This window comes from Methylobacter tundripaludum SV96 (assembly GCF_000190755.2).
In the GTDB taxonomy this organism is placed as follows: Bacteria; Pseudomonadota; Gammaproteobacteria; order Methylococcales; family Methylomonadaceae; genus Methylobacter_A; species Methylobacter_A tundripaludum.
The window spans coordinates 212,644-233,581 of sequence record NZ_JH109154.1; the positions used below are offsets into that span (position 1 = coordinate 212,644).

Consider the following 20,938-nt stretch of genomic DNA (forward strand, 5'->3'; position numbering starts at 1 on the left):
CCATCAGGCTTCAACCCTCAACAATTGCCTGATTAACTTCTTTCGTTGCTACCGCGTAAATGACGTTCGTCTCAATTATATTCACCTGTTCTTTAACAAGACGTGCCAGATTTCCTTGGCGCACACGATCCAAGGTATCCGTATCCAGTTGCTCAAGCGTTCCTCGGTAGCCGCTACCCATGGCGATTTTCCACCAGTCATCCGGCGAATTCAGAGGATGCGTTCCAGCTTCGGCCAAAATGTCGACGGTACACACATTGGCTTCCGCAAGCATTTTTCTGAGACCGTCCGGTTCCGAAATGCGATCCCAGGGATTGAACCCACGATGCAGATCGGGGCGCTCGATGTGGATGGCATCCCAGAACGCGCCGTTGGCCGGCTCGAATAAATTCGGTCCCCAAGTGGTAATGGCCAGCCGACCGCCGGGTTTCACCATGCGCCATAACTCCCTGACCGCCTCGGTCATGTCTGGAACGAAGAAAATACCGAAGACGCACACCACGGCATCGAAGCTGTCATCGGGATAGCCCAGAGCCAGCATGTCGCCGACGCGGAATTCGATGTTTTCCAAGCTTCTGGCTTCGGCCTTGGCTCTGGCCAGATCAATCAGACGTTCGGCAAGATCGGCAGCAATGACATGCCCGTCCGGCCCGACGATTCCCGCTGCGGGTAATGCAGATCCTCCACTGCCGGAACAAACATCCAGTACTCGTTCGCCCGATCGCAGACCGATCCTTTCGACAGTCCGCAGGCCGAAGCGATGCCAAAAGGAGCTGACTGGGTGATCGAAGTGATCGGCTGCGGCGTTGTAGGCCATAGCGGCCTTGGCATTGGCTTCCAGTTGTGGGCTCATTTGGCAGGCGGTTCCTAAAATTTCGATTTCCGATGACTCGGTCATGGTTGATCTTCCTTTATGGGTCAAGGTTGATTGGTTTTTGCCGCACTGCATAAATTCTTCTCCTGAAGAAAAGCGCCACATTCACCAGCGCAATCATCACCGGCACTTCGATCAATGGCCCGATTACGGTCGCAAACGCCGCACCGCTGTTGATGCCGAATACAGCTACCGCCACCGCTATCGCCAACTCGAAATTATTGCTGGCGGCGGTAAAGGCCAGCGTGGTGGTCTTGCCATAATCTGCGCCGATGGATTTGCCCATCAGAAAGCTGATCAAAAACATCACCACGAAATAAATCAACAGCGGAATAGCAATGCGTACCACGTCCATCGGTAATTGCACGATCAAATCGCCTTTTAGCGAGAACATCACCACGATAGTGAACAACAGTGCGATCAGCGTCAATGGGCTTATTTTCGGTACGAAGCGCTGGTGATACCAGTCCTTGCCTTTGGCTTTGACCAACACAAAACGGGTGGTGAAGCCGGCAATGAAGGGAATGCCCAGATAAATGAATACGCTTTGGGCAATTTCGCCGATGGTGATAGCCACCAAGCTGCCCTGCATGCCGAATAACGGAGGCAACACGGTGATGAATAACCAGGCATAAACACTGTAAAACAGCACTTGGAACACGCTGTTAAAGGCCACCAACCCGGCGGCATACTCGTTATCACCACGCGCTAGCTCATTCCAGACTATCACCATGGCAATGCAGCGAGCCAGTCCAATCAAGATCAAACCGGTCATGTATTCAGGGTAATCGCGCAAGAAAACGATAGCCAGTACGAACATCAATACCGGACCGATAATCCAGTTTTGTAACAACGATATCGACAATATCCGCCAATCATGAAACACATCGCCCAGTTCCTCATAATGCACTTTGGCTAGAGGCGGGTACATCATCAGAATCAAGCCGATGGCAATCGGAATATTGGTAGTGCCGACCGAAACCGCATTATTAAAACCGTTAACTTCGGCCGGAAAAGCAAAGCCGATACCGACACCGACCGCCATCGCTGTAAAAATCCATAGTGTCAGGTAGCGATCAAGAAAGGATAAGCGGGGATTGGGGCAGTTAGGTGAGTTCATCGTGGTTTCCTGGAAATATTATCGGAGATCAACTTAATGTGTGAAGGCATCATCATTCTAAAAGCCGTTTAACAGGTTGTATTGTCCTTTGATGGCTTACAGCAGGTCGAGACAGGCTCAAGCTGTATGACTTCATCTTCCCCAAACATCGGAATAGCTTGTAACGAATGGAAGGCTTCCCAGGCGATACCTTGTGGATCGACTGTCCAGTATTTATCGGACTGCGCATAACAGCAGCCGGCCTGCTTTTGTTCGACAATCGGTAACGCCGCAGAAGTCAATCCTTGTTGTACGGCTTCCAGCTCCATATCGGATTCGACTTGAATGCCTAAATGATCCAGCCCTGGCTTGCGCCCGCGATTGGAGATGGCAAAGTTGATGCGCGGATCGTCCAGCATCCATTTGGCGTAATCGGTTTCGCGAACGTTCGGTTCCGCTTGAAATAAGGCGCTGTAGAAACGAATGTTCTGCTCAAAATTGTCGACAGCGATATGAATATGGAATCGTTTCATCGTGAATGCCCCGGTAAGTTGATCAATAAAATTTGCAGGCTGACCGCTTTAAATGACACGTTCAATGTCGTTCAAATATTGCTGAATAGCCATCGCATCCAATTGGATTATGGGTACGCTGCAAAATAGCGATATGCGGCGTTTGAGCTGTAAGTAAGTATCAAAGAAAGATTTTTGTTGCCTATCTTCGTTGATAAAGAACCTCGCCGGATCAACGACATCCCAATGTGAACGTATCGGTTTTCCTGGCCAAAGTGGGCAAGGCTCCCCGGCCGCTTTGTCGCAAACCGTGAAAATGAAGTCCAGCCGAGGTGCGTCGGCAACCATAAATTCATCCCAATGTTTACTGCGTAATGTCTTTGTATCGTGATTGAGGCTTTGCAGCAGGGTGAGTGTCATTGGATTGACTTCACCGATGGGGTGGCTGCCGGCACTAAACGCTCGAAATCGTCCGTTACCCATCTGGTTGAGAATGGCTTCAGCCATAATGCTGCGAGCCGAATTCCAGGTACAAACGAACAGAACGTTGTAGACTTTTTCTGACATTTCATCGCTCGGAATGGAGCCGGTGCTAATCGGTTAATTCAAGTAAGCGGCTAACGCCAACGGGCTCTTGCTGAAGCAGCGGAACCACGGCATAACGCTGGGCATACCGGTTGGCAACAGCGTCGATTTCGCGTAATTCATTGGCAGCTCGTTGACGCAGCAGCGGCGAATGCACGGCCACCGCGGCGACACTGTTGTTGATTACCCAAGCCCACGGTTCAATTCCGGCACGGCGCAGATCGGCTTGCAGATTGGCCGCTTCCAATACCGGCGTGGTTTCTGCCAGGGTCACCAGCAATATTTTGGTCTGCTTGGGATCTTGTAGCCGCATCATCGGCGTCAGGTAATGCATGCTACTGCTCATCTGCCGGCTGACTTCGCGGTGGTAGGCGCCGGTGGCATCCAACAGCAACAAAGTGTGGCCGGTGGGAGCGGTATCCATCACCACGAACTTTTTTCCGGCCTCACGGATAATGCCTGAAAATGCCTGAAACACAGCAATTTCCTCGGTACACGGCGAGCGCAGATCTTCTTCCAGCAACGCCCGGCCCTGAGCATCAAGCTGTGCCCCTTTGGTTTTCAGCACCTGTTGACGATAGCGTTCGGTTTCGGCATGCGGATCGATTCGGCTGACCGTCAAGTTATCTAAGGAACCGTTGAGCGTTTCACTCAAATGCGCTGCCGGGTCGGACGTCGTGAGATGCACAGGTAGGCCACGCTGCGCTAGCTGCACCGCTAAGGCTGCCGCCAAGGTCGTTTTACCGACACCGCCTTTGCCCATCAGCATGACCAAGCCATGACCATCGGCTGCAATGTCATCGACCAGTTTTGATAGATTCGGTACCTGAATTGCCTGGGTAGTAGCATCAAACTGAGTGATTACCGGCGTGGCTACGGTCAGTAATTGTCGCAAGGCATCCAGCCCGACCAGATTAAACGGTTTGAGCTCGATTTGATCACGAGGCAGCGCCTGAAGCGCTTCCGGTATCTCGGATAGCGCCCGTTGTTCTCGTTGACAAATCGCGGTTGCCAGCGAATCTTGCATCGCTTCGGCTTCCGGCAGAATGCCGTTGACGACCAAATATTGCTGCGACAAGCCGATTGCGTTCAACTCCTCATGGGTACGGGCCACTTCCTGCAAGGTAGCTTGCTGGGCTCGGGCAACCAGGATCAAGCGGCTGCGGTTCGGATCGGCCAGCGCTTCGACCGCCGACTTATATTGGCTGCGTTGCTTTTCCAAACCAGCCAACGGACCGAGGCAAGAAGCATCGCCTTTTCCTTCTTCCAAAAAGCCGCTCCAGGCGCCGGGCAATTGCAATAAGCGAATGGTGTGGCCTGTGGGGGCGGTGTCGAAAATAATATGATCGTAACCAGCGGTTAGCGTTGAATCGGTCAATAGCGCGGTGAATTCGTCAAACGCAGCGATTTCGGTGGTGCAGGCACCGGACAGTTGTTCTTCGATGCCTTTCACAACCGTTTCGGGCAGTACGCCGCGCACCGGGCCGACAATGCGGTCTCGATAAGCTTGCGCCGCCGCTTGCGGATCGATTTCCAGCGCTGCCAAACCCGGCACGGTCTTAATAGGCGTTATATGGTTGCCGATGGTTATGCCAAACACCTGACCAACGTTCGACGCAGGATCGGTACTCACCAGCAGTACCTGATACCCTGAATCCGCCAGTTGTATGGCCGTGGCACAAGCAATCGAGGTTTTCCCAACGCCGCCCTTACCGGTAAAAAACAGGAATCGTGGCGGATGGTCGAGAAATTTGCAGTCATTCATAATGGCATATCAAAAAAATGATTTAACAGCAACTGGTGCCGCTGCAACAGCCGGACTGAGCTTTGTCTTCCACCAAGGTGATTGCCGCCCAACGAGCTAATTCAGTACGATTGGGATAACGACCGGCCAAAGCCACTTCGCCATCCACAAAAATCAACGGTAACGCGTCAGCACCGGAACGTTCCAAATAGGTTTTAACGAGTGGGTTTTCGGCAAAGGCCATCGGTTGCTGAGCCAAATTAAAACGCTCTATTTTTGCGCCATTTTGTTTAGCCCAGTCAACGTCAGCGGAAAAGCCGACCAGTTCTTGATCGACATCGACGCCGCAGACACCGGTACTGCAACACAGAGCGGGATCATATATTTGTATGGTGGTCATGAAAGTTCTCCTAAAAGTAAATTTACGGTAACAAATTGCCGATGCGATCCAGCTCTGCTTTTAAGCGATCACGGTCATGCTGCAATTCATCGAGCGGTAACGCCAGGAATTGTTCAATACGGTAACGAAGGATGCGATAGGCGACTATAAACGCTGCTTTGATTTCCTCTTCGGTACCCTCAGCATGGGCTGGATCTTCTACACCCCAATGACTGCGTAAAACGGGACCCAAATAAGCTGGACAGGTTTCGTTGGCGGCATTGCCGCAAACACTAATAACAATATCCGGTGTCAAGGGCAGATCATTCCAGGATTTGCTGTAATAGCCCTCAGTAGAAATGCCTTCCTGCTCAAGCAAAGCCAATGCTCGACTGTTTAATTTACCTAAAGGTTTGCTGCCTGCACTGAGTGCATGCCAACCTTCTGGAGCAAGATGATTGAAAGTGGCTTCGCCAATCAGGGATCGGCAAGAATTGCCAGTACAGAGAAATAGGACATTCATATTCAATGGTCTCCGAGTCAAAGAAAAAATTAGTTGGTATCGCGACAGGATGTTGCCTTATCGGCATCAAAACAGTGTTCTGGGCTACCTGTACAGCATTCAGCCGTCAGATAATCAATCAGTGCCTGCATGACGGTGAGATTGGCTCGATAACGCTGGTAGCGCCCTTCTTGGGTGACGCTCACCAAACCGGCGTGGGTCATGGCTTTGAGATGAAACGATAGATTGGTTGGCGGCAAAACCAATAACGTAGCGATTTCACCGGCGACGAGCCCCGTGGGAGCGTGTTTCACCAGCAGCCGAAATACATCCAGCCGGATGCCGGAGGCCAGTGATTCAAATATCGTTGTTGCTAATTGCTTATCCATAAATCAATAATACAACAATTATTGAAATATGAAAATAAAAAATATCTCCGCTTCAGCAAAGACCCCCCATCCATCAGCCCGACCTCTTATAGCGAACACTTTAGCCAATCCCAAGTACCCATATTTTCTGATCGCGTATCTTTTTGGCTCCGATACCTGGTAAGTTTTGCACGCTTTTTACCAAACAACATGAACAAGATCATCGGCAGTTCGAACAGCAGATCCAGTTCCTGTAAAACGAATTGCGTGCAGCGCAGAATACGGTAAATGCCAAGCAGCAAGAACTGATCATTAGCAATAAACACAACGCCGGATTAGCCGGCGAACTGAAGCATTCTCGGAGTGAATTTCATCGTGTAGAGCAAGAAATTCGGTCATTGAGCACTGCAAAAGAACAGCTAGGCGTTGCCGAACTGAAGAGCAGAAGTTCAGCGGCTTGAGGCTGATCTAATAGCAACAAAGGCCGTTATCGCTACTCACGAACAAATTTTGCAATTGCTTTCACCGCCTCAGGTCCCGGCAAAAGAAACTATCAATAATCTGAATTAACCTTCTAATTCATAATAATAGATCTCTTTTTTTGATGGTTTTACATGAATCCCGGCCAACCCTCAAATACCGCCAACTCCCCCTATCGCTCGAAACTATAAACAAAAAACCCTTACTCGAAATCTCCGAATAAGGGTTTAGTTTGCAGCTTCTTTTAAAGTGGACGGCCTGACGGCGCATCCACCTTTTGCTTAGTGATTAGAAGCGTAAAGCTGTTTTATTTCTTTATACCGGTTTAAAGCATCCGTTAAAGACTCTTTAGCCGATTGCGGCTCATTGCTCTGAAGAGCCGAACGCGCTTGCTTCAACACGTTGCTGGCTTGATTGCGTTTCAGGTCAAGCACGTTATTGGCAATATCTTTTTGCAGCTGGCGGGCATCGGTAACCAGGTCTATGACCGCTTCGTTGTTCGCGCCATTGTCCAGCGCCGCCTTGGCCTCTTCCACTTTCGCAAGCGTGTTGTCGATAGCCGATTTAACGTCTTCATACGACGGATTCGCTACTGCAAAAGCGCTTGATGTCATTACAGTCATCGCAATAGTAGCCAGGATTTTTTTGAATGTGTTCATGGGATAAACCTCATAGTTGATAAATAAAGTATTTCTACGTAACGATTAATGAGCCTTGGGGTAAGAAAGATTCAAGTTCATCGCTAGGTATGGGTATAGTCTAGCAGGACCTTGTCCTGATTAGTACTATTATTTGTTCTAATAAGAACTATTTTTTAGGCGCCCTGCTTTTCCCGCTACGGCCCTACCCATACTTGTAAAAACAAGTGTTATTTATCAATATATTACTTCTACATTACTGTAAGATTGCTTGGCTATTGCTTCCGCTCAACTAAGCCCCATGGTCGGCAAGTCTTACCGAAAACACCCAAAATCACCCCCTGTATGAACAAATAGCTTTGTTATTTGCGGCTGATGTGTGGCCGTTCATTCGTTGACGGCCATTTCCGACGATTGATCGGAGCACCGGCAACATCCCAATAGCGCAGGAAGCGTTTTTAATCATTAAAAATCTTGAGGTTAAATCTAGTTAGGGTTAGTATTTGGTACTAATTAAAACAATTACCATCAAAAATATGAATTCCACTTCAACCTTTCCAACGGTACTGCGCGAGCTATTAAGGACACATCAAGCTTTTTTGGCCTATGCGGCGAGTCATGTTCACACGCTGGATCTGACGCTGCCGCAATACGATATTATTATCACCTTAGGCGATACGCCCGGCATGACCTTCAAGAAGCTGGGCGAGAAGACATTAATTACAAAAGGAACCTTAACCGGCGTAATTAGCCGTCTGGAGGATAAAGGACTGGTGCAACGGGTGGCTTCGGAAACGGACGGCCGCAGTCAGATTGTGCGGCTGACAGCGGCGGGTGAGGATGTGTACAAACGTACTTTTCCCGAGCATCTGGTATTCATTAACCGGATATTTGATGATTATTCCCCGGAGGATATAGTCAACCTTGGCGACACCCTGCGGCGGTTACACGATGCTGTAACCGCATTGCGTAGCAGCGGAAGCGGAACGCTTACTGATGAAACCAATGAATAGACCGTAGAGAGAAATTATTTGTAAGGCGCTGAACTTGATCTGACAGTTTCAAAACATTTGTTTAGATTGAACCTGACACTGACGGTCTCAGTTCGGCCATGAACTGCCTGTAGTGACTGGCAGCTTTATAACGATGAATAATGGCAGAATGAAGTACGGTAAAGCTTGGGCGAAAACCTTTACTTTCGGAGGATAGGCGAAAGTCCGGATGCCTATATAGGCTACCAACTTAAGGTGGGACACGTGTCAAGGTTTAACCGTTCGCCCTGAGCTTGTCGAAGGGTGGACGGTTAAGCCGATCATGGTTCGACAAGCTCACCACGAACGGCTTAACCTTAGACTGTCTCGGCTTAAGTTGGTAGCCCCTATATATGATAAAAAACATTATCCTCTGTACATGACAAAAATAAAACCTTATAAACAGGTTCAGTATAATTGCGACATCAAATCGAATATTTCAAACTATTTGGTATTGGTAATATATTGATACTACCAGGAGACATTTTCTGAAACAATCCTTTTACGACCTAAATTATTCCGAATTAGAAACAGTTATAAATCAGAATAATTTAAACCACTCAGCAGCGACAGTTCTTTTTAATTGGCATTATAAGAAAAAAGAAAATACTCAATGCCTTGATAAAATTTCCAAATGTTCATTGGCCTTTTTTAAAAATAATTTCGACTTTTCTCTACCCGAAATCGATACGGTTTATGAGTCAAAAAAAGATCGAACAGTAAAATTTCTTTTTAAGCTTAAAGACAATCATAAAATTGAAACCGTCCTTATTCCGTTTCATAATAAATATTCTATTTGCCTTTCATCGCAGGTTGGCTGTGCAATGAATTGTTCTTTTTGTTTTACCGGAAAACAAGGACTTAAAAGGAATTTGACTACAAGTGAAATTGTTGGTCAGTTTCTACAAGCCTGGCGTTGGTTAGCGAAAAATAGGCCTGGAGAAGAGAGAATTTTAAATATTGTTTTTATGGGACAAGGCGAACCTTTACATAATTTTGATGCCGTCAAAAAAGCGTGCGAAATATTTTTATCAAAACACGGAACTTCAATTGGTGTTCAAAGAATTACTATTTCAACGGCTGGTTATATTCCTGGACTTAAAAGATGGAGCCAGGAAATTCCTGGAGTGAACCTTGCGTTATCTCTTCATTCACCCTTTGAAGAAAAGAGGAATGAACTTATTCCCATTAATATAAAATATCCGCTAGATGAAGTGTTGGCAACTATTGACAAGATACCATTAAACAAAAAGCAATTTATTACTTATGAATATATTCTGATAAAAGATTTTAATGATACTCCAGATGATGCTGAAAAATTGGGAACGATACTGGCTGGTAAAAGTGCTTATATAAACTTAATTCCTTTTAACTCATTCCCAGGATCACATTACAATCGTCCGGATTTGGATAAAATTGAAAAGTTTAAAGAAGTTTTGGATACTTTTAAAATCCCGACTTTAATAAGAAGCGCTAAAGGCGATGATGTATTAGCAGCATGTGGACAACTCAATTCTAAAAATTAAATAGCCCGTAGGTTTCCACTGGTTCCCAAGCTCCAGCTTGGGAACCCAGTCGTGGAAGCTCCAGCTTCCCGTCTGCTCTCACCACAAAGGAGAACAACCATGCCAAGAAGCCGCTACCGCGTCCAATCCAACCCATGCCCCCACTTCCTGACCGCAACGATAAACCGCTGGCTACCTTTGTTTACCCGCCCGGAAACAGTGGACATCATTCTCGATTCTTGGCGTTTTTTACAGAACGATACAAATTTCCAAATCTACGGTTACGTCATCCTTGAAAATCATCTGCATCTTATCGCCGCGTCTGATAATTTAAGCCATGACATGCAGCGCTTTAAATCCTACACGGCAAAACAAATCGTCGCGCATCTGGAACAACGCCGCTCGGTCAAGCTGCTGGAGTTGCTGGCGTTTTTTAAACGCGCCCATAAGCAGGAGACCACTTATCAGGTTTGGGAAGAAGGCAATCATCCGCAAATTATCGAATCTGAGGTGGTTATGCGTCAAAAGCTGGATTACATTCATCACAATCCCGTAAAGCGGGGCTACGTGGACCAGCCGGAACATTGGCGTTATTCCAGTGCGCGTAGTTATGCCGGTCAGGAGGGGGTGATTGAGGTGATTCGGTCGTGGTGAGTTGCTCGGGAAGCTGGCGCTTGGGAACCAGCGCAACTCCTCTCAATTTTTGATCAATCTTGACGGTCGCTTGTCGGCCATAAGTTGTCAGTCATGTTTATTGCAATTTTGCTGATTGTCTGACTTGTTTTCGCTCATCAGCAGTCATTTATCAAAATACCTCTTCATAGTAGCAAGAGAGGCTCGAGAAATTGCAGCGAATTAAGATGGATGCTAAAGTTCATTAGCTTAGAAAACACCTTCTTCTGATGTTTTGAACAATCTTCTAATAAATAAAGGTGATGCGATGTCTTCTGATAGTAATGTTATAGCAACTGTGGTTCATCTCAGTGATATTCATTTCGGATTTACTGGTCCAGAGCCTGTATGGGACGAATTGGTTAGATTTGTTTTAGATATTAAGCCTGCCGCCATACTAATCACGGGTGATATTGTAAATACTCCTGGAAATAAACTGTTCAATTTGGCTCAATCTGAACTTAAAAAATTCGGAGATGTGCCTGTACTTATATGCCCAGGCAATCATGACCGGCACTGGCTTGGCAATGCTTTAGGGAGCTTGCAGCTACCCTTCACTCGCGACTTTTATTATTTCCTAAAAGATTGGTTTCGCGGAGCGCCACATTATGAGGTGCTGGATTTGGGAGCACGGATTGTAGCAAGGGTGACGGCTATAGATTCCAGCGACAAATGTAGTTACTTTGCCAGAAGTTTTGTCGATGCAGATACCCTTAAGAATCTAGCACAAGCGGTGGACAACAAGAAGCAAGACGATAAAGAAAAGGGGAAATTGAACATACGCATTGTCATGACTCACCATCATCTTCTACCAGTAGTCTCTCTTGAGGCCAAATACGATCAACTCATTGGACCTTTTCAAACTGCAACGACATTGACTGTCAACGCAGGAACTGTCCTGAAGACACTTTCGGAAGGCCATGTTGACCTAGTTTTACATGGGCACGAGCATGAGAAAAATATTGCTAAATATACAACAATTGAAAATAGGTTGGGAAATGTCACGATCATAGGAGCAGGATCGTCGACTGGTACAATTACGGGTAAGGGATGGTATTTCAGTAAGGCTAGCTTTAATGTGATTGAGGTCTGCGAAGATGATTCTATTTGGCTACGAACATATTTTGGTTCGGGTAAAACATTCTCAAGCTCAACAGAGAATCGCCATTTACTTTTCGAGGCAGTCGATTTAAGACGCGCACGCTATTATCTAACTCACAATATCGACGAAACTGAAGCATTGGGACTAAAGCTTCACTTTCGCTTTTTGGTTAACAGAGACATTATTGTTCATCGATCTTACTTCAATATTAGCCTAATCGATAATACTCACGAGTTCTCAGTTTATTCAGAAACGGGAAAGTTGCCGAAAGATCTGAAGGTATGGGTGGTTGATAAGGATGGTAATAAAATTTACGGTGATGTTGGTGAAGGGTTCTATGTTGATAAAAAAAGGACAAATGCTTGGCGTTGCAAAGCGAAATTCCCAGTGCAAATATTTCAGTTTCCCTACCATGTAGTTACAAGTTATCGTTGGGAAGAAGTGGGTATGTTGACCAGAGAACATATTGATAAATTACCTGCTCAGTCGCGCGGCCCACTATATTCTGATTACCTAAAACATGTATATTACCTCATACCCCCCTTAGATAAAATGCCTGCGACATTGGATATTTCAGTGGATTTACCTACCGAATTGGCTCCTGATGACGCGCCTGGAAATGTTTTTGTTTATACACAAGCTGAAGGAGAAAATTGTCCAGTTCATTCAATTGCACTTACTAAGACTATTTATTCAAGCGGCGAAGGCCATTATGCGTTGCGAGTTGACTACCCAGACCCAGAAACCAAATACTTTCTAGCATGGCTAGTTCGTAACGAACCCAAGGTAATGCATTAATTTTTTGGTGGGACTGTTTAGTCTCTGCTACATGTTCAATAATAGGCTATCAGCAAATTATTTTGTGATGGACAGCATTGGGTCGAACTGAGACAGTCAATGTCTGATGCAGTTGAGGCTAATTTTGGCAATTAGATCAAGTCCAGAGTTTTACAAATTCATTCAACTCCCCTGCCCCATTGCCCCGCATAAAAGCGTTCATTCAGTGCGGCCCTGGAACGAGCGGCTAATTCGGTTTCCTTAAAATCGTCATCAAGCACATCAGCATCGGCTTGATAGCCGACGGCCATCATTGCCATCGGCCTGCAATCGCCCGGAAGATTAAAAACCTCTCGGGCTTTTTCAGCATCAAAACCGCCCATTTGATGTACACACATTCCCATCGCAGTAGCCTGCAAGCACAAGCTGACGCCGGCCGCTCCGGTGTCATACATCGCCCAGCGGTTAGGCTGGCCGTTATGATTGAAATTTTCCATTGCCACAGCAAGTATCAACACCGGAGCGTTCTTGACCCATCGCTGGTTCTTTTCAGCCAGGATTGAAAACGCATGTTGCCAGTCGGTTTCATCGGTGGCTTTATCGCAGACCACAAACCGCCAAGGCTGGTCATTAAAGCAAGACGGCGCCCAATGTGCGGCTTCCAGTAGCGCCAGCAAATCATCATGACTCACCGGTTTGTCAGGGTCAAAAGCCCGTGGACTCCAGCGTGCCTGAATAATATCGTGAATTTTTACACGGGTTGTTGCCGGTTTTTGCTGCATGTTTGTCTCCTTAGTCTGGTTAGATAAAAATCGATTTAGCTATGATCGGCAATAACTTCTCCTAAACCTGGACTCATCGATCCCACGCTCCTCATCACGGCCGGATGGATAATCCCTTCTCCCTCAGGGAGAAGGCTAGGATGAGGGGATCAAATAAAGATTTTGCCTTATTTTTAATCTCCTCACCCCAACCCTCTCCAACAGGAGAGGGAGCTATAACCGGGGAGTCGCTATTTTTGCGAAAGCTTTTATGGGCATCCCTGCCCAACAAGCGGCAAAAGCTACGCGACCGCTAATGCCTGCGGCTGCCCCAGCCGTCCTGCTTCATTCGCTGGATACCCAACAAGGGGTATCCAACATCATTCTCGCAATGACTCGACGCGATGTCGGAAAGCCTGCATTTTCACTACGCAAAAAACGCTTCGTGAAAACACATGCCCTATCGCTTCTGGGGACTACTCGACTCCTGTCTCGCAGCGGCGGAAGTTATTTTGGCGAAATCCTACTGCGTCAACACGCCGTCACGATAATCGCGAAACGCCTGTTCAATTTCTTCGCTGGTGTTCATCACAAACGGGCCTGATTGCACCACCGGCTCCTTTAACGGCAGCGCGGCTAACACCAGAAATTGCGCCGACTGATCTTGTGTTGCCAGCTGTAGGTTATCGCCGTTTTGTAACTGCCCGAGTTGCCCCGCCTTTAAAACCTTGTCCGACGCGCCGATAGCCAGCTCGCCTTTGTACACATAGACCAAGACCGTGTGTTCTTCGTCTATCGGTATATCAAGCTGTTGCTTGGGGCTTAACCGCACATCGAAATACAACGGCTGTGTCGATACGCCTGTTACCGGGCCGGATATTTTTTGTGTTTCGGCGACATAGTCACCGGCGATGACCTTGATGTAACCGCCGTCCGCCAATGCAACGCTAGGGATTTTTGCGGCGGCAAACTCCTGGTAATGCGGCGGTTTCATTTTTTCTTTGGCAGGCAGATTAATCCATAGCTGAAAGCCGTGTAACAAGCCGTTTTCCTGTTCCGGCATTTCCGAATGAATAATGCCGTGCGCGGCCGTCATCCATTGCACATCGCCAGCTCGCAGATGCCCTTCATGACCCAGATGATCGCGGTGCAGCATGGCACCTGCCAGCATATACGTCACGGTTTCAAAGCCGCGATGCGGATGATCGGGGAAGCCGCCGACATAGTCCGTCGGTTCATCGGAGCCAAACTCATCCAGCAAAATAAAAGGATCGAAAGCGTTTTTTTGTTGCTGACTGACAATACGTTTCAGTTTGACGCCAGCCCCATCCGAGGTATTTTGTCCGCTTATTACAGCCGCAAGTTGTCGTGTTTGCTTATTCATCGTTAGCCTCCAGTTTTGTTTCTATCAGAGCATCCAGCGAGTACGGTCCACCGCCGATAACTATCAGTGCCGTAGTTGCCGATAATAAAGCCAACGCATATTCAATACCATGCGTATCCAGAAAAAAGCCGTGCCCCCAATGCACCCAAAACAGTGCGACCAGCATCGTCAGCGCATTAATTATCGCCGCCGGACGCGTCAACAAGCCCAGAATTAACGCAACACCGCCAAAAAATTCGGCACTGCCCGCCAATAACGCCATAACAAAGCCCGGAGTCAAACCCACCGACGCCATCCATTGCCCTGTTCCGTCCAAACCGTAACCGCCAAACCAAGCGAACAGTTTTTGGCTGCCATGCGCCGCCAGAATCAAGCCGATAGGAACGCGCAGTATGACCGCTTCCAGACCTGCATTAGCAAGCCGTGTTTTATTGATTAAATTTTTCATGATAACCTCTTAAATGTTAAACAATTTGAAATGTCGAGATCATTATAGAATTGGCCTGAATAATAAAAAGCGATCAATTTTGCTTAATAGCTTCAAAATATTTGAACAATAAACACGAGCAGACAGCATGAAATATCCTATCACCCTCGACGCACTGGAAGTACTGGATGCAATAGCCCGAAAAGGCAGCTTTGCCGTAGCGGCAAATGAGCTGTTTCGGGTGCCTTCGGCAATCTCTTATACCGTGCAGAAACTGGAACAGGACCTGGATGTGGTCTTGTTTCGCAAAGAAGGCAGAAAAGCCGTATTGACCGAGGCCGGAAAAGTATTGCTTGAACAAGGCCGCGAAATCCTGGACGCAACCGAACGCCTGGTCATAGCCGCCAAGAAAACCCACAGCGGCTGGGAACCTGTTTTCAATATCGCAATAGATTCCATTTTAAATTTTGATTTCATCTATCCGTTAATAGCCCGGTTTTACGAGGTTCTGCCGGATATTGAGATCAATATTTATGAGGAAGTGCTGGGCGGCGCGCAAGAAGCCATCACCAGTAACCGGGCCGATCTGGTCATAGGCGCGGGCGCTGAAGCTGCGCCGAGCCAAGGCATTAAATACCAGAAGATCCGGCAGATTGAATGGGTTTTCGCCGTTGCGCCGGGCCATGAACTGACCCAGGCATCATTGCCGCTCTCCCGGCAACTGATTGAACAACACCGCTTTATCGTGGTCAGGGACTCATCAAGGAATCAGGCGCCGCAAAGCCATCGGGTATTCAGCAAGCGTCCGGTATTGAGCGTGCCGTCGGTGGAAGAAAAAATACATGCCTTATGCTCGGGTTTAGGCGTCGGCTTTTTACCGGCGCACCGGATTCAGGAGTCGCTTGAACGAGGCCGTCTTATCGCGCTGCCGGTAGAAGATACGATACCGATTGATACCCTCCACATGGCCTGGAAAACAACCAATAAAGGCAAAGTCTTGCGCTGGTTTATCGAGCAGTTATCCCGGCATGATTTCATTTAAGTAGTCCCTCAAAATACTTACTCACCTAGTTCCCACGCGCTGCGTGGGAATGCAGTCAAGGTGCGCTGCGCCACGAATTACGTGCAATGTCTGAAAATAACACAGGACGCAGCGCGTCCTCCATAGCATTCCCACGCAGCGCGTGGGAACGAGAAAAAGACTTTAAGTTTTCTACTTAGCTACATCCCCCGACTTTTTTGACTGCCTGTTCCCTTCAATAATTTTCTGAATCAACGCATCGGCACCGTCCAGCTGATGATCGTAAACTTCGGTCTTATAGGCTGTAGCGGGCGTCGTGGTTAAAGGCTCCAGCACCGAGCGGCCGGGGTGGACGGTATCGATCCGCACCACCGCAGACAACCCCGGACGCAGCGGGTTGGCCTTTAGTTCCTCGGCGCGCAACCCAACTCTGACCGGCACCCGCTCGACGATATGGATGTAGTTGCCCGTGGCGTTATCCGGCGGCAACAGGCCAAACACGCTACCGGTACCGGCGCCCAAGCCCTGCACTTCGCCATGGTAAACCACATCGGAACCGTACAGATCGACCGTGATTTCCACCGGCTGACCGGGCTGTACATCGGCCAACTCGTTTTCCAAAAAATTGGCCTCCACCCATAAATAATCCAGCGGCACGATAGCCAGCAGCGGCGTTTCCGGGCGAACCTGCTCACCCGGCTGGATGGTGCGTTTGGCGACAAAACCCGACACCGGCGCGACAATCTGCTGCCGGGCATTATCCAGATAAGCCTGTTTCAGCGCGGCGACCGCCTGCAACACCTTCGGGTTATCAGCCGGACTGGTGTTCTGGATCAAAGCCTCGGCTCCGCCCAATTCGGCGCGAATCTGCCGAACATCTGCTTCCAGCTCGCGGACCTGAAACTCGCTGTTCTCAATCTGCTGCGCCGATACCGCCCCGTCACCCGCCACGCTACGATAGCGGGCCAGGTCTTTCCGGCTGCGATTCAAGATTGCTTCTTTCGAGGCCAGTTTCTGGCGCAGCATGTCGGCCTGACTGAACGCCGTTTCGATCTGCCGAACACTATCCGCCAGATTGGCTTCGGCCCGTTCCAGCGCCACTTGCGCCTGCAAGCCGTCGAGACGCACCAGCACATCGCCCTGCTGCACATGCTGCGTGTTATCAACCCGCACATCCACCACCGTGCCGCTGGTTTGCGCCTTGAGCGGAGCCAAGTTGCCGGTGATATAGGCATCGTTGGTGACCACGAACCGGCCGGCAAAATTCCACCAGTAAAGCAGATAAATCAGCCCGATCAGCAATGCCACCACGGTCACCAGCAACAGCCGATAACCACGGTACTGCCGACGTTGATGAAAGCCGAAGTGGCGTTGCGATTTGGTTTGGGTATTAGTCATGGTTTTCTGCCTTATCGAGCATCTTAGATAGCTCTCGTTCCCACGCGCTGCGTGGGAATGCGATATGGGACGCGCTGCGTCCTACGTTGAGATGCCCCACATTTCGGCGCATTAACCACATCTCGAAGTAGGCCGGAATAAGTCGGTCCGAGCGACAGCGGGAACTAGCTTTTCCGGCAAACACCTCCCGAACTCGCCGGAAACGCCACCTCGCGCTACGCGCTTGGATGGCCTTATTCCGGCCTACATCTGCCTTATCAAGCATCTTAGATAGCTCTCGTTCCCACGCGCTGCGTGGGAATGCGATATGGGACGCGCTGCGTCCTACGTTGAGATACCCCACATTTCGGCGCATTGACCACGACTCGTGGCGCAGCGCGCCTTGACTGCATTCCCACGCAGCGCGTGGGAACGAGCCTCTCCGCTGCTGTTGACGCTGATGAAAGCCGAAGTAGCGCCGGAGTTTGGTTGGAATATTAGTCATGGTTGCTCACCTTGCTGACATGAATCATGTTGGTGTTTTCGTAGCCGCCGCCCAGCGCTTCGATCAGTCCAATTGCAGCCAGCAGATGAGCGTTGTGCATCTCGCTGGCGGTCAACCGCTGCCGAATCAGCGCCGCGTCGGCCTCGATAATGCCGTCTCGGGTACTGAGACCGGCCTGATAACGTTTTCCGGCCAGCGTTGCCTCAGCTTCGGCGGCTTCCAGCGCACGTTCCTGGGCGGCATCGTGTTCCAGCGTTTGCCGCCATTCGGCCAAACTGTCGGCAACCTGCTGCACTGCGGCCAGCAGCGTCTCGTTGTAGCTTTCGGCTGCGGCATCGTAAGCGGCCTGCTGATTCTTCAATTCCGCTTCCAGCCGTCCGCCTTCAAAAATCGGCAGGGTAATCGTCGGCCCCATTCCATAAGCCACGCTGGCGCCGTTGGACAGGAACAAATCCTTCAGATTAAGGCTGCGCAAACCGGCAAAACCGACCAGATTGACGTCGGGGTAAAAATTGGTTTTCGCCACTTTAGTCAACTGGGCGGCCGCCTCCACGCGCCACATCGCCGCCGCCACATCGGGACGATGCGCGAGCAGTCCCAGCGCTATCGCTTCCGGCTGCGGCAAGTGTCCGGCGACCTTGTTTTCCGCCACATGAATGATCTTACCCCAATCCGGCCCCTGTCCGACCAGCGCCGCCAACCGGTTGCGCAATACCTGCGCCTGGTTGCGCACACTGGTTTCGCGCTGCCGCGCCGCTTCCAACTGCTGTTTGCCCGCATAAACCAAATCCTGGCTGGTCAATCCGCGCTGCCAGCGCAGCTCGGCCAGTTGCATTTTTCCCTCGGCTTGCTCCGTCAGCCCATGAGCCAATTCGATGTCTTCTTCGGACGAGCACAGCCGGATATAGCTGCGCGCAATGGCGGTGCTCAACATCAGCCGAGCCATCGCCAGTTCCGAAGCCTGTGCCTTCTCTTTGCCCAACGCCGATTCCAGAGCCGCTTTATCCTTGCCCCACAGATCGAGGTGATAGCGAAATACCGCAGGATCGATGTACGCGCCGGTGAACGTCTTGCCGCCGTTAGGACCGTAAAAATCGGTCTCCGAAAAGCGGCGCTGATGGAATTCGACGCCGGCGCTGATGCTGGGCAGCATCTCGGCCGCCTGAAAATCGGCTACCGCTTCCGCCTGGGTCAAGCGTGCCGCCGCGGCGTGCAGGCTTGGGCTGTCTTTGAGCGCTGTTTCGATCAGCCGGTTCAGTTCGGCGTTGTGAAAATCCCGCCACCACTGTGCTCTCGGCCATTCCCTGACGATTTTTTCGGCTTGGGTATCGCTTTTCAATGTTTGATTCAGGCTGGGCATGTCCAGCAGTTTGGCTCTGGTTCCATCTTCAGGAAGCAATGCGCAGCCATTCAACAGCAACAAACCAGCCGCCAACAGGGTTATTTTGTTAAACCGGATCATGACTACGGTTCCTCCATCAAATCTTCCAAAGCCGCCTGTCGCCTGTCGTCTTTAGGCAGCGCCGCTGGTTTCGGCCCGACCGGATGAGCAAGCCAGACCACCGCAGCCAAGCCCATAAACAGCCAAGCCGCCAGCCGGAAGGTATCGTCCAGACCCAGAATCGCAGCATGCTGACCTGCCACTGCCGCCAGCTTGGCGGTGGCCAACTGATCGTGCAGACCGGCGGCATACAAGCGGGAGATAGTTTCTATGGACCCGCCGTCGTGCAATGAAAAACTTTCGATCAACCGGCTTTGGTGGAAGGCGGCGCGCCGCTCCCAAAATATGCCTAATAACGGCGAGGCGACACTGCCACCCAGTACCCGCAGCATCCCGCCCAGTTCCACCGCCTGGGTTTGCCGTCTCGGCGTCAAGCCAAAAAGAAACAGCGTCGTCAGCGGCACAAACAAGCCGCCCAGACAAAAGCCTTCCAACACCTGCGCCCACAACGGCTGGCTAAACCAACCGCCGCGCCCGAAAAAATCGTAGCGACTGATCCAGCCGCAGTACACCGAAAACAGCAACATGTTTGCACTAACCAGCAGGCGGGCATCGAAGCGATGCACAATCCGATGCATCACACTGGCCATCGGCTTAGCCAAAAACACCAACGGCAATAACACGCTACCGGCCAGAAACGAGGTATAACCGACCACCACCTGCAAGCGCACCAGCAGCACCGACAACAAGCCGTACATCAACATAAAGCTCAGGCTGAGCATGATGCTGCCGATTGCGAAATTACGCCGGGCGAACAGTCGCAAGTCGAGCAACGGCGAGCGTTCCGCCAACTCCCAAACAACGAAGTAAGCCAGTATCAGCAATCCGGCCAGCGTCACGCCGATCAACCAGCCTGAGTTGTACCAATCCGCATCCTGGCCCTGATTCAGTGCGGTCTGCAAACAAACCAGTGCGGCGCCCAACAACAGGAAACCCACGCCATCGAACGGCATTTTCCGTTGCGGAGATTGCCTATCGAACAGCAAAGCCCAAACCAGTGCCGCCGCCAGCAACGGCAGCGGCACATTCAGATAGAACAGCCATCGCCAGCCCAAATGATCGGCAATCCAGCCGCCGGCAGCCGGACCCAGCGTGAACGGACTCAACGCGGCAATGCTCCACAACGATACCGCGAAGGATTTGGACGATTCGGGGTATTCGCGCATCAGCAGGGTTTGCGACAACGGGATAGTCAAGCCGCCGAAAAAGCCTTGTAACGCCCGGCCCGACAAAAACCAGAACAGATCGCAGGTAACGGCGCACAGCAGCGAAGCCAGCGTCATGGCAATCATGGCGGCCAAATACAGCCGGACTTCGCCGACCGCAGCCGCCAACCAGGAACTGATCGGTAGCGCCAAGGCCAGACAGATGAAATAGTAGGTCTGCATCCAACCGGCGTGACTGGGGCTGACCCCCAGATCGCCGGTAGCGTGCAGGCTGACCGAAGCAAACGCGCCGGTATTGAACAACACCAGGATGTTGCCCATCAGCAAGCCGAAGTTAAGGAAGAAAAACTGTACGCCGGACAGCGTGCGCTTGCCGACCTGGGTACTAAGACTGTCGTGGGTTAATGTCGCCCAGGCGGCTCGGGCATTTTTATCGGTTGAGGTCATGGCTTTGGAGTCTCCTTGGACTCGCAATAACAGGATGTTACCCGTTTAATTGCAAGTGCTGTGCCGGAGTTGATCAAAGCC

The 20,938-nt window shown here is 50.0% G+C and carries 20 protein-coding genes; 5 read left to right on the plus strand and 15 right to left on the minus strand.

Annotated features, from left to right (window positions below):
• Positions 1 to 10 precede the first annotated feature (10 nt).
• The 9 genes from METTU_RS20725 to METTU_RS20770 form a co-directional block, all read right to left on the minus strand.
• On the minus strand, positions 11 to 898 hold the full coding sequence (locus tag METTU_RS20725) for a class I SAM-dependent methyltransferase (RefSeq protein WP_254258133.1): 888 nt from the start codon (positions 896 to 898) through the stop codon (positions 11 to 13).
• Positions 899 to 911: 13 nt separating this feature from the next.
• Positions 912 to 1,994 (minus strand): ACR3 family arsenite efflux transporter, encoded by a 1,083-nt coding sequence (gene arsB, locus METTU_RS20730; RefSeq protein ID WP_006894005.1) that lies wholly within the window; start codon positions 1,992 to 1,994, stop codon positions 912 to 914.
• A 68-nt stretch (positions 1,995 to 2,062) separates the two neighbouring features.
• Positions 2,063 to 2,506: an ArsI/CadI family heavy metal resistance metalloenzyme gene (locus METTU_RS20735; protein ID WP_006894007.1), complete on the minus strand. Its 444-nt coding sequence runs from the start codon at positions 2,504 to 2,506 to the stop codon at positions 2,063 to 2,065.
• A gap of 48 nt (positions 2,507 to 2,554) precedes the next feature.
• Positions 2,555 to 3,052 (minus strand): arsenate reductase ArsC, encoded by a 498-nt coding sequence (locus tag METTU_RS20740; RefSeq protein WP_006894008.1) that lies wholly within the window; start codon positions 3,050 to 3,052, stop codon positions 2,555 to 2,557.
• A gap of 25 nt (positions 3,053 to 3,077) precedes the next feature.
• Entirely contained in the window at positions 3,078 to 4,835 is a 1,758-nt protein-coding gene (arsA, locus tag METTU_RS20745; RefSeq protein WP_006894009.1) for an arsenical pump-driving ATPase, read from the minus strand.
• A 22-nt stretch (positions 4,836 to 4,857) separates the two neighbouring features.
• Positions 4,858 to 5,214 (minus strand): arsenite efflux transporter metallochaperone ArsD, encoded by a 357-nt coding sequence (gene arsD, locus METTU_RS20750; protein WP_006894010.1) that lies wholly within the window; start codon positions 5,212 to 5,214, stop codon positions 4,858 to 4,860.
• 22 nt (positions 5,215 to 5,236) lie between these two features.
• A complete protein-coding gene (locus METTU_RS20755; protein ID WP_006894011.1) occupies positions 5,237 to 5,716 on the minus strand; it encodes an arsenate reductase ArsC in 480 nt (159 codons plus the stop codon).
• 29 nt (positions 5,717 to 5,745) lie between these two features.
• On the minus strand, positions 5,746 to 6,084 hold the full coding sequence (locus METTU_RS20760; protein ID WP_006894012.1) for an ArsR/SmtB family transcription factor: 339 nt from the start codon (positions 6,082 to 6,084) through the stop codon (positions 5,746 to 5,748).
• Positions 6,085 to 6,824: 740 nt separating this feature from the next.
• A complete protein-coding gene (locus tag METTU_RS20770) occupies positions 6,825 to 7,202 on the minus strand; it encodes a hypothetical protein (protein WP_006894013.1) in 378 nt (125 codons plus the stop codon).
• 515 nt (positions 7,203 to 7,717) lie between these two features.
• Here METTU_RS20770 and METTU_RS20775 point away from each other — a divergent pair.
• From METTU_RS20775 to METTU_RS20790, 4 genes are all read left to right on the plus strand, one after another.
• Positions 7,718 to 8,194, plus strand: coding sequence for a MarR family winged helix-turn-helix transcriptional regulator (locus tag METTU_RS20775; RefSeq protein ID WP_006894020.1), 477 nt, complete (start codon positions 7,718 to 7,720; stop codon positions 8,192 to 8,194).
• Positions 8,195 to 8,700: 506 nt separating this feature from the next.
• The gene (gene rlmN / locus METTU_RS20780) at positions 8,701 to 9,738 is read left to right on the plus strand and encodes a dual-specificity RNA methyltransferase RlmN (protein WP_006894021.1); all 1,038 of its coding nucleotides are present in this window, start codon (positions 8,701 to 8,703) and stop codon (positions 9,736 to 9,738) included.
• A gap of 99 nt (positions 9,739 to 9,837) precedes the next feature.
• On the plus strand, positions 9,838 to 10,371 hold the full coding sequence (locus METTU_RS20785) for an REP-associated tyrosine transposase (protein ID WP_006894023.1): 534 nt from the start codon (positions 9,838 to 9,840) through the stop codon (positions 10,369 to 10,371).
• 253 nt (positions 10,372 to 10,624) lie between these two features.
• Complete coding sequence (locus METTU_RS20790; protein ID WP_150107940.1) at positions 10,625 to 12,289, plus strand: metallophosphoesterase family protein; 1,665 nt, start codon at positions 10,625 to 10,627, stop codon at positions 12,287 to 12,289.
• 158 nt (positions 12,290 to 12,447) lie between these two features.
• On the opposite strand, the gene METTU_RS20795 is transcribed toward METTU_RS20790, so the two are convergent.
• The 3 genes from METTU_RS20795 to METTU_RS20805 form a co-directional block, all read right to left on the minus strand.
• Positions 12,448 to 13,050, minus strand: coding sequence for a nitroreductase family protein (locus METTU_RS20795; protein ID WP_006894025.1), 603 nt, complete (start codon positions 13,048 to 13,050; stop codon positions 12,448 to 12,450).
• Between the two features lie 502 nt (positions 13,051 to 13,552).
• Complete coding sequence (locus tag METTU_RS20800; RefSeq protein ID WP_006894026.1) at positions 13,553 to 14,413, minus strand: pirin family protein; 861 nt, start codon at positions 14,411 to 14,413, stop codon at positions 13,553 to 13,555.
• Positions 14,406 to 14,861 carry a DoxX family protein gene (locus METTU_RS20805; protein ID WP_006894027.1) on the minus strand — a complete coding sequence of 152 codons (456 nt, stop codon included), beginning with the start codon at positions 14,859 to 14,861 and terminating at the stop codon, positions 14,406 to 14,408. The genes METTU_RS20800 and METTU_RS20805 overlap by 8 nt, the downstream gene beginning before the upstream one ends.
• 127 nt (positions 14,862 to 14,988) lie before the next feature.
• On the opposite strand from METTU_RS20805, the gene METTU_RS20810 reads away from it, so the two are divergent.
• Positions 14,989 to 15,882, plus strand: coding sequence for a LysR substrate-binding domain-containing protein (locus METTU_RS20810; RefSeq protein WP_006894028.1), 894 nt, complete (start codon positions 14,989 to 14,991; stop codon positions 15,880 to 15,882).
• Between the two features lie 171 nt (positions 15,883 to 16,053).
• On the opposite strand, the gene METTU_RS20815 is transcribed toward METTU_RS20810, so the two are convergent.
• The 3 genes from METTU_RS20815 to METTU_RS20830 form a co-directional block, all read right to left on the minus strand.
• Positions 16,054 to 17,259 carry an HlyD family secretion protein gene (locus tag METTU_RS20815; protein ID WP_006894029.1) on the minus strand — a complete coding sequence of 402 codons (1,206 nt, stop codon included), beginning with the start codon at positions 17,257 to 17,259 and terminating at the stop codon, positions 16,054 to 16,056.
• A 476-nt stretch (positions 17,260 to 17,735) separates the two neighbouring features.
• The gene (locus tag METTU_RS20825) at positions 17,736 to 19,205 is read right to left on the minus strand and encodes an efflux transporter outer membrane subunit (RefSeq protein WP_006894031.1); all 1,470 of its coding nucleotides are present in this window, start codon (positions 19,203 to 19,205) and stop codon (positions 17,736 to 17,738) included.
• 2 nt (positions 19,206 to 19,207) lie between these two features.
• Positions 19,208 to 20,857 carry a DHA2 family efflux MFS transporter permease subunit gene (locus tag METTU_RS20830; protein WP_006894032.1) on the minus strand — a complete coding sequence of 550 codons (1,650 nt, stop codon included), beginning with the start codon at positions 20,855 to 20,857 and terminating at the stop codon, positions 19,208 to 19,210.
• Between the last annotated feature and the right edge of the window lie 81 nt (positions 20,858 to 20,938).

Coding starts and splice junctions, on each gene's coding strand:
- METTU_RS20785 (WP_006894023.1), top strand. CDS start 9,838: ATGCCAAGAAGCCGCTACCGCGTCCAATCCAACCCATGCCCCCACTTC.
- arsA (WP_006894009.1), bottom strand. CDS start 4,835: ATGAATGACTGCAAATTTCTCGACCATCCGCCACGATTCCTGTTTTTT.
- METTU_RS20795 (WP_006894025.1), bottom strand. CDS start 13,050: ATGCAGCAAAAACCGGCAACAACCCGTGTAAAAATTCACGATATTATT.
- METTU_RS20775 (WP_006894020.1), top strand. CDS start 7,718: ATGAATTCCACTTCAACCTTTCCAACGGTACTGCGCGAGCTATTAAGG.
- METTU_RS20760 (WP_006894012.1), bottom strand. CDS start 6,084: ATGGATAAGCAATTAGCAACAACGATATTTGAATCACTGGCCTCCGGC.
- METTU_RS20735 (WP_006894007.1), bottom strand. CDS start 2,506: ATGAAACGATTCCATATTCATATCGCTGTCGACAATTTTGAGCAGAAC.
- METTU_RS20810 (WP_006894028.1), top strand. CDS start 14,989: ATGAAATATCCTATCACCCTCGACGCACTGGAAGTACTGGATGCAATA.
- METTU_RS20800 (WP_006894026.1), bottom strand. CDS start 14,413: ATGAATAAGCAAACACGACAACTTGCGGCTGTAATAAGCGGACAAAAT.
- METTU_RS20830 (WP_006894032.1), bottom strand. CDS start 20,857: ATGACCTCAACCGATAAAAATGCCCGAGCCGCCTGGGCGACATTAACC.
- METTU_RS20725 (WP_254258133.1), bottom strand. CDS start 898: ATGACCGAGTCATCGGAAATCGAAATTTTAGGAACCGCCTGCCAAATG.
- METTU_RS20755 (WP_006894011.1), bottom strand. CDS start 5,716: ATGAATGTCCTATTTCTCTGTACTGGCAATTCTTGCCGATCCCTGATT.
- METTU_RS20740 (WP_006894008.1), bottom strand. CDS start 3,052: ATGTCAGAAAAAGTCTACAACGTTCTGTTCGTTTGTACCTGGAATTCG.
- arsD (WP_006894010.1), bottom strand. CDS start 5,214: ATGACCACCATACAAATATATGATCCCGCTCTGTGTTGCAGTACCGGT.
- METTU_RS20825 (WP_006894031.1), bottom strand. CDS start 19,205: ATGATCCGGTTTAACAAAATAACCCTGTTGGCGGCTGGTTTGTTGCTG.
- METTU_RS20770 (WP_006894013.1), bottom strand. CDS start 7,202: ATGAACACATTCAAAAAAATCCTGGCTACTATTGCGATGACTGTAATG.
- METTU_RS20805 (WP_006894027.1), bottom strand. CDS start 14,861: ATGAAAAATTTAATCAATAAAACACGGCTTGCTAATGCAGGTCTGGAA.
- METTU_RS20815 (WP_006894029.1), bottom strand. CDS start 17,259: ATGACTAATACCCAAACCAAATCGCAACGCCACTTCGGCTTTCATCAA.
- arsB (WP_006894005.1), bottom strand. CDS start 1,994: ATGAACTCACCTAACTGCCCCAATCCCCGCTTATCCTTTCTTGATCGC.